We start from the raw sequence: 14,681 nt of genomic DNA on the forward strand, positions 1-14,681 counted from the left end.
CCGAAAGTCACAATTTTATGTCCGACTATGCCATAACCCGCGGGCGAATGAAGCCCTAGGATGTTCCCATCCGCCATCGGGCGGAGCACACCACCGGGAGCACAACAATGACAAACACTTCCCCGGGGTCGGCGGCCGTGCGCGTGCTGATCATCGGCGCCGGCTTCGCCGGCCTGGGCCTGGCGATCCGTCTGAAACAGGCGGGCATCGACGACTTCCTGATCCTCGAAAAGGCCGCCGACGTCGGCGGCTGCTGGCGCGAGAACCGCTATCCGGGCGCCGCCTGCGACGTGCCTTCGCACCTGTATTCCTTCTCCTTCGAACCCAAGGCCGACTGGTCGCGCAAGTTCGCCCCGCAGGCGGAAATCCTCGGCTACGCGCGGCACTGCGCGGACAAGTACGGCCTGCGCGAGCGCATCCGCTTCCACTGCGAAGTCAGCGCGGCGAGCTTCGACGAAGCGGCCGGGGAGTGGCGGGTGACCTGCGCCAACGGCGAGGAACTGCGCGCCCAGTCGCTGGTGTGCGCGCTGGGCCAGCTGAGCCGTCCGCTGATTCCGCGGCTGCCGGGCATCGAGCGCTTCCGGGGCAAGGCCTTCCATTCCGCGCAATGGGACGACGGGGCGCCGCTGGAGGGGCGCCGGGTGGCGGTGATTGGCACCGGCGCCAGCGCCATCCAGTTCGTGCCGCAGATCGCGCCGAAGGTCGCCGAGCTGCTGCTGTTCCAGCGCAGCGCGGCCTACGTGATCGCCAAGCCGGACCGCCCCTATGCCGCCTGGGAGCGCCGCCTGAAGGCGCGCCTGCCGTGGCTGCAACGCCTGGACCGGGGGCTCAAGTACGTCCAGCACGAGGCGCGGGCGCTGGCCTTCAGCGTATTTCCGCCGCTGATGAAGCTGATGCGCCTGGGCTTCCACCGCCACCTGCACCGCGGCATCCCCGACGCCGGCCTGCGCGCGCGCCTGCAGCCGGACTACCCGCTGGGCTGCAAGCGCATCCTGATCAGCAACGACTATTACCCGGCGCTGGCGCGCAGCAACGTGAAGCTGGTCGACACGGGCATCCGCGAAGTCACCGAGGACGCCATCGTCACCCGCGACGGCCAGCGCCATCCGGTGGACACCCTCATCTACGGCACCGGCTTCGCCGCCACCGAGTTCCTCGCGCCGATGCGCGTCCAGGGTTTGGGCGGGCGCGAGCTGAGCCAGGCCTGGCGGGATGGCGCGGAAGCCTACAAGGGCATCAGCGTCAGCGGCTTCCCCAACCTGTTCATCCTCTACGGGCCGAACACCAACCTGGGGCACAACTCGATCATCTACATGCTGGAAAGCCAGTTCCCCTACGTGCTGGCCTGCCTGCAGCGGATTCGCCGCGAGGGGCTCAAATACCTGGACGTGAAACCCCAGGTGCAGCAGCGCTTCAACCAGCGCCTGCAACGCGAGCTCGGCCACACCGTCTGGGAGCGCGGCTGCACCAGCTGGTACAAGACCGCCAGCGGGCGCAATACCGTCAACTGGCCGGGCTTCACCTTCCGTTACCGCCAACAGACCCGTCAGCCGGAGTTCGCCGACTATGACTGCATCCGTTGAACCCGTGGTACCGCTGTCCACCGGCCAGAAGCTGCTCACCGCCGTCCTGCGCGGCGCGCTCAAGCTGTTCCACGGCATGATGGGGCCGAACCTGCCGGTGCCGGCGCAGCGCGCGCTGCTGCGCGGGATGACCGCCACCACGCTGACGCCGCGCGGCACCCAGCGCGAGCGGACGACCCTCGGCGGGCTGCCCGCCGAAGTCTGGCGCGCGGAGGCGGGCGGCGACCGGGTGATCCTCTACCTGCACGGCGGCGCCTACCTGATCGGCTCGCCGGCCACCCACCGCACCGTCGCCGCCAACCTGGCGCGGCGCTGCCGGGCAGAGGTCTGGGTGGTGGATTACCGCCTGGCGCCGGAGCATCGCTTCCCGGCCCAGCGCGACGACGCCGTGGCGGCCTACCGCGCGCTGCTGGACAAGGGCATCGCGCCGGCCGCCATCGCCGTCGCCGGGGATTCCGCCGGCGGCCACCTGACCCTGCAACTGGCGCTGCAGGTGAAGGCGCTCGGCCTGCCGGCGCCCGGCGCGCTGGTGACCTTCTCGCCGGTGACGGACCTCTCCTTCGAGCACCTGCACGTGCCGGCGGCGGGCGACCCGCTGCTCACCCGGCCCTGGCTGGAAAGCGCCATGGCGATGTTCTGTCCGCCGGATGTGCCCCGCAGCGATGCGCAGCTGTCGCCGCTGCACGCCGATCTCGCCGGCCTGCCGCCGCTGCTGATCCAGGTCGGCGAGGACGAACTGCTGCGCAACGACAGCCTGCGCTTCGCCGCGGCGGCGCAGAAGCAGGGCGTCCATGTGCAGCTGCAGCGCTTCCCCCACTGCTGGCACGTGTTCCAGTTCCACGCCGGGGTGCTGAAGGTGGCCGACCGCGCCTTGCAGGACACCGCCGATTTCGTCGCCCAGCACCTGCGGGGAGGGCGTCGATGAATTCCATCCTGATCAGCGGCGCCGCCTCGGGCATCGGCGCCGCCACGGCGCGGCTGTTCCACCAGCGCGGCTGGCGGGTCGGCCTGGTCGACCTGGACCCCGAGCCGCTGGCGGCGCTCGCCGCGGAGCTGAACGGCGCCTGGCAGCGGGTGCTGGACGTCACCGACGGCGAGGCGGTGAAGCTGGCCGTGAGCGAGTTCGCCGAGGTCGGCGGCGGGCTGCGGCTGTTGTTCAACTGCGCGGGCATCCTGCGGTTCGGCCGCTTCGAGGACATCAGCCTGGCCGATCACCAGCGGATCATCGCGATCAACGTGCAGGGCGTGCTCAACTGCTGCTACGCCGCGCTGCCGTACCTCAAGCGCACGCCGGGCGCGCAGGTGCTGAACATGGGCTCGGCCTCCGGCCTGTACGGCGTGCCGCAGATGGCCAGCTATTCCGCTTCCAAGTTCGCCGTGCGCGGCCTGACCGAGGCGCTGGAGCTGGAGTGGCGCGAGCACGGCATCCGCGTCGCCGACCTGATGCCGCCGTTCGTGCGCACGCCGATGGTCGCCAGCCAGGTCGTCGAACCGCCGGTGCTGCGCCGCCTGGGCGTGACCCTGAGCGCCGAGGACATCGCCGCGGCGGCCTGGCGCCAGGCGCAGAGCCGCGCAGTGCACCGGCCGATCGGCGCGCTGTTCCGGGCGATGTACTGGTCCGGCCAACTGTCGCCGCCGGCGCTCAACCGCTGGGTGATGGCCTGGCTCAGCCGCGCCTGAGGCCCTGCCGGGCGGCATTCCGCCGTTCCTCCTGCTCCGCTGCCGTTCCGGGCCGTTCAGCGGCCCGGTAGCGGGCATGCGTCGCGCCGGATTGCCGCCTGTCGCCGCCGCCGGGGCCGACGCGGTGACGGAGCGGCAACTCGCTGGCAGAGACGCTACGCTGGAACTGTGGCCTGTGAAGTCCGTCACGGGAACGTGCCCTTCAGCACGTTCGGCGGATTTGGCTGCCAGTTGGGGGACGTTGATTCAATTGGCGTTTCCTATGGCACATAGAAGTGCCCGGAACGCATCCTCGCCGTCGGCAGGGTGCGTTCGTTGGCGGGGAACAACTCTGAACGTCTCGACAGGAGGTGCGTACCATGGAAAAGCCCCTCTCGGAGGATATCAGCGTCAACGTGTTGCGCCGGATGAAGGAAGGTGGCTTCGATTTCGCTCGCATTCATCCCATCGACTTTTTCGCCATCTTTCCCGATGAACAGAACGCCCGCAAAGCTGCCCGGCAGTTTCGCGGGGAATCGCTGAGAGCCCAGGTCGAAGCCCGCGATGACGGCGGCTGGAGCCTGCAGATCAGCAAGGTGATGTTCGCCACCCACGCCGCCATCGGTGATTTCGAGCACGACCTTGAGGAAGTCGTGGTGCCACTGGGCGGTATTCTCGATGGTTGGGGCGTGACCCAGGAGGTCACTTCCCTGCGCTGAGCGCAACACGTCCTGGAGCCGTCTCGCGACGGCCGATCCGCAAAAACCGAAGCGCGCCGCCGCCAGCAGTGACGGCGCGTGTTCCCTCCCTGCACGGCGGCCATGCAAGGACAACCTTGCGGACACGCCAGGTTTCCCCGGCGCCACCGATGCGGCAGACTGCCGCGCGGAGGTGACCATGACCGATATCCTGATCCTGACCCATGCCGATTTCTGCCCGCCGGGCCACCTGGCCACGGTGCTGGAGCGTCACGGCCTGTCGTTCGAGGTGCGCCGCGCCGACCTCGGCGAGCTGCAAGGCTGCGACCTGCAGCGGCCGAAGGCGGTCGCCATCATGGGCGGGCCGATGAGCGTCAACGACGACACGCCGTGGCTGCGCACGGAGATCGCGGCGATCCGCCGCTTCGTCGAGCGCGATGTGCCGATGATCGGCCACTGCCTGGGCGGGCAACTGCTGGCCAAGGCGCTGGGCGCGGGCATCCGGCGCATGCCCTACACCGAAATGGGCTGGCAGCCGATGCGCCGCCTGGAGTCGCAGAGCCCGTGGCTGGCGCACCTGCCGGACGAATTCCCGGTCTACCAGTGGCACGGCGATACCTTCGACCTGCCCGAGGGGGCGACACACCTGCTCTCCAGCCCCTGGTGCGCGAACCAGGCGTTCAGCTTCGGCGAGCGCATCCTCGGCCTGCAGGGGCACCCGGAAATGACCGAGGCGCTGGTCAGCGGCTGGGTCAATGGCTTCCCCGAATACCTCGACCCGAGCCAGCCGAGCCAGGAAAGCGCGGAGGTGATGCTGGCCGACCTGCCGCAGAAGGTCGCGGCGATGAACCGCGTGGCGGAGGGGTTCTACGCCCACTGGCTGAAGCTGGCCGGGTTGGTCTGATCGGCGCCTCGCTCCACACCCATGGTGCATGGCGCACGTTGTAGGATGGCGTGGAGCGCAGCGATACCCATCAATGCCACGCGTCCGTCAGCATGGGTATCGCTGCGCTCCACCCATCCTACGTGTCCGACCCATTGATGGTGCACGGAGCGTGGTGCTCTTCGTAGGAGCTTGCTCGCGAACCCCAGCTCCGCAGCGGAGTTTGTTCTCGAGCAAGCTCGCTCCTACAGGTAAAGCATGCCCGTGCGGGTCAATGCTTGATCATGATGTGCCGCGCCACGGTGTAGTCCTCCAGGCCGTACATCGACAGGTCCTTGCCGTAGCCGGACTGCTTGAAGCCGCCGTGGGGCATCTCGCTGCAGAGCATGAAGTGGGTGTTCACCCAGGTGCAGCCGTACTGCAGGCGCGCGGCCACCCGCGAGGCGCGGCCGACGTCGCGGGTCCACACCGAGGAGGCGAGGCCGTAGTCGGAGTCGTTGGCCCAGCGGATCGCTTCCTCCGCATCACTGAAGGGCGTCACTGAGACCACCGGGCCGAACACCTCGCGGCGGACGATCTCGTCGTCCTGTTGGGCGTTGGCCACCACCGTCGGTTCGTAGAAGAAGCCCGTGCCGCTCACGGCATTGCCGCCGGTGGCGATGCGGATGTGCGGGCTGGCCTTGGCCCGTTCGACGAAGCCGGACACGCGCTCGCGCTGCGCCGCGCTGATCAGCGGGCCGAGTTCGGTGGCCGGGTCGTTCTGCAGGCCGGTCTTCAGGCTCGAAACCGCGCTGGCGAGGTCGGCGACGAAGTTGTCGTAGATCTTCCTGCCGGCGTAGATGCGGCAGGCGGCGGTGCAGTCCTGCCCTGCGTTGTAGAAGCCGAAGGTGCGGATGCCGGCCACCACGTCCTCCAGGTCGGCGTCGTCGAAGACGATCACCGGGGCCTTGCCGCCCAGTTCCATGTGCAGGCGCTTCACGCTGTCGGCGGCGCTGCGGATGATCGACTTGCCGGTGCCGATCGAACCGGTGAGGGACACCATGCGCACCATCTCGTGGCCCACCAGCGGCACGCCGACGCTCGGGCCGCGGCCGAAGACCAGGTTCACCACCCCGGCGGGGAACAGCTCGGCGATGAATTCGGCGAGCCGCAGGGCGGTCAGCGGGGTCTGCTCGGACGGCTTGAGCACCACGCAGTTGCCGGCGGCCAGCGCCGGGCCGAGCTTCCACGCGGCCATCATCAGCGGGTAGTTCCACGGCGCGATGGAGGCGACCACGCCCACCGGGTCGCGGCGGATCATCGAGGTGAAGCCGGGCAGGTATTCGCCGGCGGCGGAGCCGGGCAGCACGCGGCAGGCGCCGGCGAAGAAGCGGAACACGTCGGCGATGGCCGGGATCTCGTCGTTCAGCGCGGCGGCATAGGGCTTGCCGCAGTTGTCGGATTCCAGGCGGGCCAGCTCCCCGGCGTGTTCCTCGATGCGCTCGGCGAGGCGCAGCAGGAGCATGGCGCGGTCCTTCGGCGCGGTCTGCGACCAGCCGTCGAAAGCCGCGTCGGCGGCGCGCACGGCAATGTCCACCTGGGCTTCGCTGGCCTCGGCGACCTGGCCGAGCACCTCGCCGGTGGCGGGGTTGAGGATGTCCAGCTGCTCGCCTTCGCCGGCGACGAACTGGCCGTTGATCAGGAGTTTGGTTTGCATCGCGTGTCCTCCGTGCAGGTGCCGTTGCGTGCGTGTGCGGTTGTTGGTTCGCCGGTCACTTGCCGCTGCCCGCCACGTCGCTGGTGCCGCGCGTCAGGTAGTAGGCGCCGAGGATCGGCAGCATGGTGGCGAGCATCACCAGCATCGCCACCACGTTGGTCACCGGCACGTCGCGCGGGCGGGTCAGCTGGTTGAGCAGCCACAGCGGCAGGGTGCGCTCGTGGCCGGCGGTGAAGGTGGTGACGATGATCTCGTCGAACGACAGGGCGAAGGCCAGCATGCCGCCGGCCAGCAGCGCCGTGGCGATGTTCGGCAGGATGATGTAGCGGAAGGTCTGCCAGCCGTCGGCGCCCAGGTCCATGCTCGCCTCGATCAGGCTGAACGCGGTGCGGCGGAAGCGCGCGATGACGTTGTTGTAGACGATCACCACGCAGAAGGTGGCGTGGCCGATGACTATGGTCAGGAAGCCGGGGTCGATGCCCAGGGTCTTGAACGCCGAGAGCAGGGCGATGCCGGTGATGATGCCGGGCAGGGCGATGGGCAGGATCAGCATCAGCGAGATGCTCTCCTTGCCGAAGAAGTCGCGCCGGTACAGCGCGCCGGCGGCCAGGGTACCGAGGACCATGGCGATCAGCGTGGCGATGCAGGCGATCTTCACCGACAGCCAGATGGCGTCGAGCACGTCGCCACGGGCGAAGGCGATGCTGAACCATTTCAGGGTGAAGCCCTGCAACGGGAAGCTGTAGGCCGACTCCTCGGTGTTGAAGGCGTAGAGCAGGATCACCAGGATCGGGAAATGCAGGAACACCAGCCCGCCCCAGGCGGCCAGGCGCAGGAACCAGGAGGGGCGGTTGTCGTCAGAGCGCATCGAAGGCCCCCAGCCGCTTGGCGATGGACAGGTAGACGGCGATCAGCACGATGGGCACCAGGGTGAAGGCCGCCGCCAGCGGCATGTTGCCGATCGCGCCCTGCTGCACGTAGACCATGGTGCCGATGAACAGCCCGCTGGGACCGACCAGCTGCGGGATGATGAAGTCGCCCAGGGTCAGGCTGAAGGTGAAGATCGATCCGGCCACCACGCCGGGGAAGGCCAGCGGCAGGATCACCTGGAAGAAGGTCTGCCGCGGGTGCGCGCCGAGGTCCGCCGAGGCCTGCAGCAGCGACGGCGGCAGGCGCTCCAGGGCGGCCTGGATCGGCAGGATCATGAACGGCAGCCAGATGTAGGTGAACACCCAGAAGCGTCCGATGTGCGAGGTGGACAGGGTGTTGCCGCCGACGCCGGGCACGTCCAGCAGCAGGCCCAGCAGGCCGAGCAGGTGCAGGCGCTCGATCACCCAGTAGAGCATGCCGCCCTTGGCCAGGATCACCGTCCAGGCGTAGGCCTTGACGATGTAGCTGGCCCACATCGGCAGCATCACCGCGATGTAGAAGAAGGCCTTTTCCTTGGGCCCGGCGTAGCGCGCCATGTAGTAGGCGATGGGGAAGGCGAGGATGGCGCTGGCGACGGAGACGCTGATGGCCATGCCCAGGGTGCGCAGCACGATGTCGTAGTTGGCCGGGTTGAACAGCGCCTTGTAGTTGGCCAGGGTCAGCTCCGGCGTCACCGCCATGGTGAAGTCGTCGAAGGTGTAGAAGCTCTGCCAGAGCAGGGCGAACAGCGAGCCGATGTAGACCACCCCGAACCACAGCAGCGGCGGAATCAGCAGCATCAGCAGGTACAGCGTGCCGCGCCGGTAGAGGAAGCTGGAGATTCCGCGCATCGCGCTCATGGCGCCGGTTCCTCCAGCAGCGGCACCAGCGCGCTGCGCGCCCAGCAGGCGGTGACCGGTTCGCCCGGTTGCGGCCGGCGTTCCTCGCGTTCACCGTTGGGCAGCGCGACGACCAGGCGCGCGCCGTTGTCCAGCTCGACTTCGTAGCGGCTGCTGGCGCCCATGTACTGCACGTCGAACAGGGTGCCGCTGACTTCCAGCTCGCCCTCGCCGGCGCGGCCGAAGCGCACGTGCTCGGGGCGCAGCGAGTGCGGGCGGGGCTCGCCGAGCAGGCGCTGCGCCAGCTCGCCGCGCAGCACGTTGGCGGTGCCGACGAACTCGGCGACGAAGCGCGTGGCGGGGCGGCGGTAGAGATTGCCGGGGGTGTCGACCTGTTCGATGCGGCCCTTGTTGAACACCGCCACGCGGTCGGACATGGACAGCGCCTCGCCCTGGTCGTGGGTGACGAAGATGAAGGTGATGCCCAGCTGGCGCTGCAGTTTCTTCAGCTCCACCTGCATCTGTTCGCGCAGCTTGAGGTCCAGTGCGCCGAGGGGTTCGTCCAGCAGCAGCACGCGCGGGCGATTCACCAGGGCGCGGGCGAGCGCCACGCGCTGGCGCTGGCCGCCGGACAACTGCGCCGGCTTGCGGCCGCCATAGCCGCCCAGGGCGACCATGCCCAGGGCCTCTTCGGCGCGCTTCAAGCGCTCGGCCTTGGCCACGCCCTTCACCTTGAGGCCGTAGGCGACGTTGTCCAGCACGTTCATGTGCGGGAACAGCGCGTAGTCCTGGAACACCGTGTTGACGTCGCGCTCGTAGGGCGGCAACCCGGCGGCTTCGTGGCCGTGGATGCGGATGGAGCCGGAGGTCGGCTGCTCGAAACCGGCGATCAGGCGCAGGCAGGTGGTCTTGCCCGAGCCGGAGGGACCGAGCATGGAGAAGAACTCGCCGTCGCGGATTTCGATGGACACCTGGTCGACGGCGCGCACGTCGCCGTAATGACGGCTCACCTCGGTGAACTGGACGGCTGTGGTCATGCTGCTGGCTACCTGAGTGGCGGGGCTGCATCAGAAAAGGTAGCGCATGGGGGCGGGGGTGCTTGCCGACGTCCCGGCTATGGCGGGAGGGGAGGGCTTTTCGCCGGGGGCAACGGTCGTTTTCGCAGTGCTTTTGCTGTTTGTAGGGGGATGACGCTAAGCGTTATCCACCGTTCTTTGTGATCGGTGTTTCTGCGCCGCTTCGGCGTGTGCTGGAAGATTTGGTTTCGCCCTCCCGGGCGAGTCCCTTTTGGGGCCCCAAAAGGAACCAAAAGGGCCCGTCCCGGCATCCGGGTCTTCGCTTCGCTCAGACTGCCCTCGCTCCGGCATTGCTCCGAGGGTCGGCGTACAAGGGCCGTCCCTGGCCCTTTACGCCTCTCGCGGCATCCATGCCGCTCGCCCCTCTGCGCAATACCTCCACTCGGCCTCCTGACGGGACTCTGCGCGCGCCTGAAACCTTGGCGGCTCCATGCTGGGAGCGGCTTTTCGTAGGATGGCGTGGAGCGAAGCGATACCCATCGATGATTTGTGCCGAGATGCTTTTCGTAGGAGCGGACCTTGTCCGCGAAGCTCTTGAACGGGGCTGATCGCGGACAAGGTCCGCTCCTACACGAGCAAATCCCGGGCACGCTGTGCTTTGGGCTTTGGCTTTTGAAGACTTCCAGAGGAATCTCCGCGCGCGCCGGAGCGCCCCTTCAGGAGGCCGAGTGGAATCGGAGTTTCAGGGGTCGAGCGGCATGGATGCCGCGAGAGCGTTGTCGGGCCAGGGATGGCCCGTCAACGCGGGCCCCTGAAACTCCGATGGAGCGAGGGAACCCCGGCGAAGCCGGGGCCGGATGATGGGGCACAGACCTTTGCCTACTTTGCGTCGTTTGGCAAAGTAGGTCGCCCGAGGGGGCGAAACAAAATCTTCCAGCACACGCCGAAGCGGCGCATAAACACCGAACTACAAAAGCATCGCGGAGAAGCTCCGCTCCTACGAAGAAAGCAAAAAAGCCCCGCACGAGCGGGGCCTTTTCATGGCGGTGCAAACCTGTAGGTGCGCGCCATGCGCGCGATCAGCCAAGGTTCGCGAGCAAGCGGCAGGCGCAGGCTACATCACCTCCCGCCCATGATCGCGATGTAGTCCTGCGTCCAGCGGCTGTACGGCACGCACTGCCCCTGGCCGCACTTGGCCTGCGGGGTCTTCCAGAAGGCGATACGGTCGAACTGGTCGTAGCCGTTGGTGGCGCAGCCCTGGGCGCCGAGTAGCTGGCTGCCGGTGCAGCCGGCGGGGGAGGCGGGGACCGAGCCGAACCAGGCGGCCACGTCGCCCTGCACCTGGGGCTCCAGCGACCAGTTCAGCCACTTGTAGGCGCAGGTCGGGTGCTTGGCGTCGACGTGCAGCATGGTGGTGTCGGCCCAGCCGGTCACCCCTTCGACCGGGATGGTCGAGGCGATCGGCTGCTTCTCGGTCACCAGCGCGTTGACCTGGTAGGGCCAGGAGCCGGAGGCGGCCACGCCTTCGTTCTTGAAGTCGCTCATCTGCACCGTCGCGTCATGCCAGTAGCGGTGGACCAGCTTCTGCTGCTCGCGCAGCAGCTTGAGTGTGGCGGCGTACTGCTCCTCGTTGAGCTCGTAGGGGTCCTGGATGCCCAGCGCGGGGTTGGTGGTCTTCAGGTAGAGCGCGGCGTCGGCGATGTAGATCGGCCCGTCGTAGGCCTGCACGCGGCCCTTGTTGCTCTTGCCGTCGGGCAGCTTCTGCTCGCTGAACACCACGTTCCAGCTCTGCGGCGCCTTGGGGAAGACCTTGGTGTTGTACATCAGCACGTTCGGGCCCCACTGGTAGGGCGTGCCGAAGTGCTTGCCGTCCACCGTGTGCCACGGCGCGTTCTGCAGGCGCGGGTCGACGTTCTTCCAGTTGGGGACCAGGGCGATGTTGATCGGCTGCACGCGCTTGCCATAGACCAGCCGCAGCGAGGCGTCGCCGGAGGCGGTGACCAGGTCGTAGCCGCCCTTGGCCATCAGGCTGACCATCTCGTCGGAGGTGGCGGCGGTCTTCACGTTGACCTTGCAGCCGGTGTCCTGCTCGAAGCGGGTGACCCAGTCGTAGTTCTTGTCGCTCTCGCCGCGTTCGATGTAGCCCGGCCAGGCGATGATGTCGAGGGCGCCTTCGGGCTGGCCCAGTTGCTTGAGCGCATCGGCGGCCTGGAGGGATGCGCTGCTGAGCAGGCCGACGCCGGCGAAGGCCAGCGCGGCGAATTTCACTGATGACATGGACGGACTCCTGTTGTTCTTCGTTGTTGGAGCCTCTGCGGCCGTACCGCGCCGTAAGGCGGCACCCGTTTGATAGCGATATGCCCCTGTCGCGAGGGGCGCTCTTGCAGCGTAGTTCTGGCCCTTGTGGCTGACAAGCGAGCTTCGGCGCGGCTCGTGGCCGCAAGGAGGGCGCGGTTCGCGGCGGATTCGCCAGTCGCGCGGAGTGCCTTTGCAGGAGCGGAACCTTTCCGCGAATCCGACCGGCAGGTCGGCGCTTCTGTCCGAGGCACTGTCCCGGCTGCGCCGGGATTTCGCGGAGAAGCTCCGCTCCTACAGGGGGCGTGCGATCAGCTACCGGCTTTTACCTTCCGCTGCGCCATGTGTTTCAGGTAGGCGACGATCTGCTCCAGCTGCGCATCGCTGATCGCCTCCGGGGCGAAGCCCTTCATCCGCGCCTCGGGCCAGCGCCGCAGGCTCTGCGGGTCGCGGATGTACTGCTTGAGGTAGCCGGCGGCGAAGTACTCGGTCGGGCTGTGCGGAATGTTCAGGTCCGGGCCGAACTGCGAGTCGCCGGCGCCATTGAGGCGGTGGCAGGCCAGGCAGTTCTTCTGGAACTGGGCGAAGCCGTCCTGCACCGGCCGCGGCGCATCGCTGGCCGGCAGCAGGGCGGGGAAGCGTTCCGCCACCGGCTTGATGTAGCGGATGGCGGCGACCTGGAAGGGCCATTGCTCCGAGCCGATGCCGGCGGCGCCGGGGTTGCTCCAGACCAGGTAGAACGGCCCGGCGGACGGCTTGCCGTCGCCCAGCGGCGGCCAGGGCTTGTCCTTCTCCTCGATGGCCAGCCAGGCGCGCGCGCCGGTTTCCGCCAGCAGCGGCGCGGCCGGCAGTTCGGCGGCGAAGCCGTCCAGCGCGACGACCTGCAGGTGGTCGCCCGGGCCGATGCCGCTCAGCAGCTTCGCCAGCGGCAGCGCACGATAGTGCATGGTGCGGTGGTAGGAGACGTCGCCGGGAATCTCGATGTCCTGTGTCGCCGGGTTGGCCAGCAGTTGTTCGCGGGTGAGTGTGTGGTTGCCCTTGGGCAGTTCCAGGGCGAGCGTGCCGGCGAAGGCGGCGGGGCAGAGCAGGAGCAGCGTCAGCAGCAGTGGGCGCATGGTCGGTTCCGGTGGGCGGGAGAGGGCCGCCGAACCATAGCAGACGCCGACGCGGTGAAGCAGGGTGGTGGCTTCTCCCGCGCTGCGTTGACCGTGGCGCGCGGGTAGCGGCACGCGGTGCGCAGCAACGGGATCGCCGGCTTGTCGTCCCTAGCCGACCAGACGACTCAGATTGGGGATTATCAGCAGTACGGTGGTGGCGAAGACGATCAGGCTAGCCTGACGCCATTTTCTGGGTTGTTGGTTGATCATGGCCTTCTGCCTTTCTTGTTGTTGGCGCGGTTCCGGTCCGCACGCACGGCCTGTCGGCAGTGGAGCCAGCGCCTTGGCTTCTGGTTCCGTAGCCGCCCCGGCAAAACCCCGGCGACGGCACTGTTCGCAGTGTCTGCAAAATGGAGTCTAAGCCTAGTGCGGCGCGGGCTTAGACCATCTGGCAGCAAGTCCTGCAGCTCCAGGCATATTCCACCTATATGACCGCAGCGTGACAGCTCTGGCCCGCCTGTCGACCGTTTGTCCGGTGCCCGCCGCATACCCTGCATAGAGCCCGCGGCCCGTTGCCCGCCGGTCGGCGGCTGAGCGTGGCGGTCAATGCGCCTGAGCGCTGCGGTCATTGCCGGTGGCCGTCGCGCCGCTAAGGTAGGCCGACACGCCACGCCTGCGTGACGACAACTCCAAGAGAGAACGCCATGACCGAAGCATTCATTTACGACGCGGTGCGTACTCCCCGCGGCAAGGGCAAGAAGGACGGCGCGCTGTACAGCGTCAAGCCGGTCAACCTGATGGCCGGCGTGCTGCGCGCGCTGCAGCAGCGCAACCAGCTGGATACCGCGCAGGTCGACGACATCGTCCTGGGCTGCGTGACCCCGGTGGGCGACCAGGGCGCGGACATCGCCAAGACCGCCGCGCTGGTGGCGGACTGGGATGAACAGGTTGCCGGCATGCAGATCAACCGCTTCTGCGCCTCGGGCCTGGAAGCGGTCAACCTGGGCGCGATGAAGGTGCGCTCGGGTTTCGAGGACCTGGTGGTGGTCGGCGGCGTGGAATCCATGTCCCGCGTGCCCATGGGCTCCGACGGCGGCGCCTGGGCGCTGGACCCGGAAACCAACCTGCACACCAGCTTCATCTCCCAGGGCATCGGCGCCGACCTGATCGCCACCCTGGAAGGCTTCAGCCGCGCCGACGTCGACGCCTTCGCCCTGCGTTCCCAGCAGAAGGCCGCCAAGGCCCGCGCCGAAGGATTGTTCGGCAAATCGCTGGTGCCGGTGACCGACCAGAACGGCATCGTCCTGCTCGACCATGACGAATTCATCCGCGCCGATTCCACCCTCGAGGGCCTCGGCGCGCTCAAGCCCAGCTTCGAGATGATGGGGCAGATGGGCTTCGACGCCACCGCGCTGCGCAAGTACAGCCATGTCGAGCGCATCGAGCATGTGCACACGCCGGGCAACAGCTCCGGCATCGTCGACGGCGCCACCGCCATGCTCATCGGCTCCGAGGCCAAGGGTCGCGAGCTGGGCCTGAAGGCGCGCGGGCGCATCGTCGCCACCGCGGTGACCAGCACCGACCCGACCATCATGCTCACCGGCCCCGCGCCGGCCACCCGCAAGGCGCTGGCCAAGGCCGGGCTGAAGGCGGAGGACATCGACCTCTATGAAGTGAACGAAGCCTTCGCCTCGGTGGTGATGAAGTTCATGAGGGACATGGGCGTGCCGGAGGGCAAGGTCAACGTCAACGGCGGCGCCATCGCCATGGGCCATCCGCTGGGCGCCACCGGCTGCATGATCCTCGGCACCCTGCTCGACGAACTGGAGCGGCGCAACCTGCGCTACGGCCTGGCCACCCTCTGCGTGGGCGGCGGCATGGGCATCGCCACCATCATCGAACGAATCTGACCGTGCAGGAGCGAGGGGACGCTGGTCCTTGCTCGCGAACCGCCCAGCGCTTCGCGAGCAAGCTCGCTCCTACAGGTCTCCCACCCTTGGGAAGAG

Annotated in this window: 12 protein-coding genes; 6 read left to right on the top strand and 6 right to left on the bottom strand. The window is 68.0% G+C overall.

Translation table 11 applies throughout. The annotated features are described in order from the left end of the window. Nucleotides 1-107: 107 nt before the first annotated feature. The 5 genes from AC3B6A_RS10410 (at nt 108) to AC3B6A_RS10430 (ending at nt 4,844) form a co-directional block, all read left to right on the top strand. Nucleotides 108-1,583: a flavin-containing monooxygenase gene (locus AC3B6A_RS10410; RefSeq protein WP_488402552.1), complete on the top strand. Its 1,476-nt coding sequence runs from the start codon at nt 108-110 to the stop codon at nt 1,581-1,583. After that, nucleotides 1,567-2,508 (top strand): alpha/beta hydrolase, encoded by a 942-nt coding sequence (locus AC3B6A_RS10415; protein WP_488402553.1) that lies wholly within the window; start codon nt 1,567-1,569, stop codon nt 2,506-2,508. The genes AC3B6A_RS10410 and AC3B6A_RS10415 overlap by 17 nt, the downstream gene beginning before the upstream one ends. Beyond that, entirely contained in the window at nt 2,505-3,263 is a 759-nt protein-coding gene (locus AC3B6A_RS10420; protein WP_488402555.1) for an SDR family oxidoreductase, read from the top strand. The genes AC3B6A_RS10415 and AC3B6A_RS10420 overlap by 4 nt, the downstream gene beginning before the upstream one ends. Nucleotides 3,264-3,622: 359 nt before the next feature. Next, nucleotides 3,623-3,961 carry a ribonuclease E inhibitor RraB gene (locus AC3B6A_RS10425; RefSeq protein ID WP_488402557.1) on the top strand — a complete coding sequence of 113 codons (339 nt, stop codon included), beginning with the start codon at nt 3,623-3,625 and terminating at the stop codon, nt 3,959-3,961. A gap of 178 nt (nt 3,962-4,139) precedes the next feature. After that, nucleotides 4,140-4,844 (top strand): type 1 glutamine amidotransferase, encoded by a 705-nt coding sequence (locus tag AC3B6A_RS10430; RefSeq protein ID WP_488402558.1) that lies wholly within the window; start codon nt 4,140-4,142, stop codon nt 4,842-4,844. Between the two features lie 250 nt (nt 4,845-5,094). Here the strand turns inward: AC3B6A_RS10430 and AC3B6A_RS10435 are convergent, their stop codons facing one another. The 6 genes from AC3B6A_RS10435 to AC3B6A_RS10460 all read right to left on the bottom strand — a co-directional run bounded on the left by AC3B6A_RS10435 (nt 5,095) and on the right by AC3B6A_RS10460 (nt 12,693). Beyond that, a complete protein-coding gene (locus tag AC3B6A_RS10435; RefSeq protein ID WP_488402560.1) occupies nt 5,095-6,519 on the bottom strand; it encodes a gamma-aminobutyraldehyde dehydrogenase in 1,425 nt (474 codons plus the stop codon). 55 nt (nt 6,520-6,574) lie between these two features. Beyond that, on the bottom strand, nt 6,575-7,387 hold the full coding sequence (locus AC3B6A_RS10440; protein WP_488402562.1) for an ABC transporter permease: 813 nt from the start codon (nt 7,385-7,387) through the stop codon (nt 6,575-6,577). Then, complete coding sequence (locus AC3B6A_RS10445) at nt 7,377-8,288, bottom strand: ABC transporter permease (protein ID WP_488402563.1); 912 nt, start codon at nt 8,286-8,288, stop codon at nt 7,377-7,379. Before AC3B6A_RS10445 ends, AC3B6A_RS10440 begins: the two co-directional genes overlap by 11 nt. Then, the gene (locus AC3B6A_RS10450; RefSeq protein ID WP_488402565.1) at nt 8,285-9,304 is read right to left on the bottom strand and encodes an ABC transporter ATP-binding protein; all 1,020 of its coding nucleotides are present in this window, start codon (nt 9,302-9,304) and stop codon (nt 8,285-8,287) included. Before AC3B6A_RS10450 ends, AC3B6A_RS10445 begins: the two co-directional genes overlap by 4 nt. Nucleotides 9,305-10,402: 1,098 nt before the next feature. Further along, a complete protein-coding gene (ydcS, locus tag AC3B6A_RS10455) occupies nt 10,403-11,560 on the bottom strand; it encodes a putative ABC transporter substrate-binding protein YdcS (protein WP_488402566.1) in 1,158 nt (385 codons plus the stop codon). Nucleotides 11,561-11,889: 329 nt separating this feature from the next. Continuing rightward, nucleotides 11,890-12,693 (bottom strand): cytochrome c, encoded by an 804-nt coding sequence (locus AC3B6A_RS10460; RefSeq protein WP_488402568.1) that lies wholly within the window; start codon nt 12,691-12,693, stop codon nt 11,890-11,892. A gap of 686 nt (nt 12,694-13,379) precedes the next feature. On the opposite strand from AC3B6A_RS10460, the gene AC3B6A_RS10465 reads away from it, so the two are divergent. Next, nucleotides 13,380-14,585, top strand: coding sequence for an acetyl-CoA C-acetyltransferase (locus AC3B6A_RS10465; protein WP_488402569.1), 1,206 nt, complete (start codon nt 13,380-13,382; stop codon nt 14,583-14,585). Nucleotides 14,586-14,681: the final 96 nt, after the last annotated feature.

Source organism: Pseudomonas sp. B12(2026) (genome assembly GCF_057767015.1).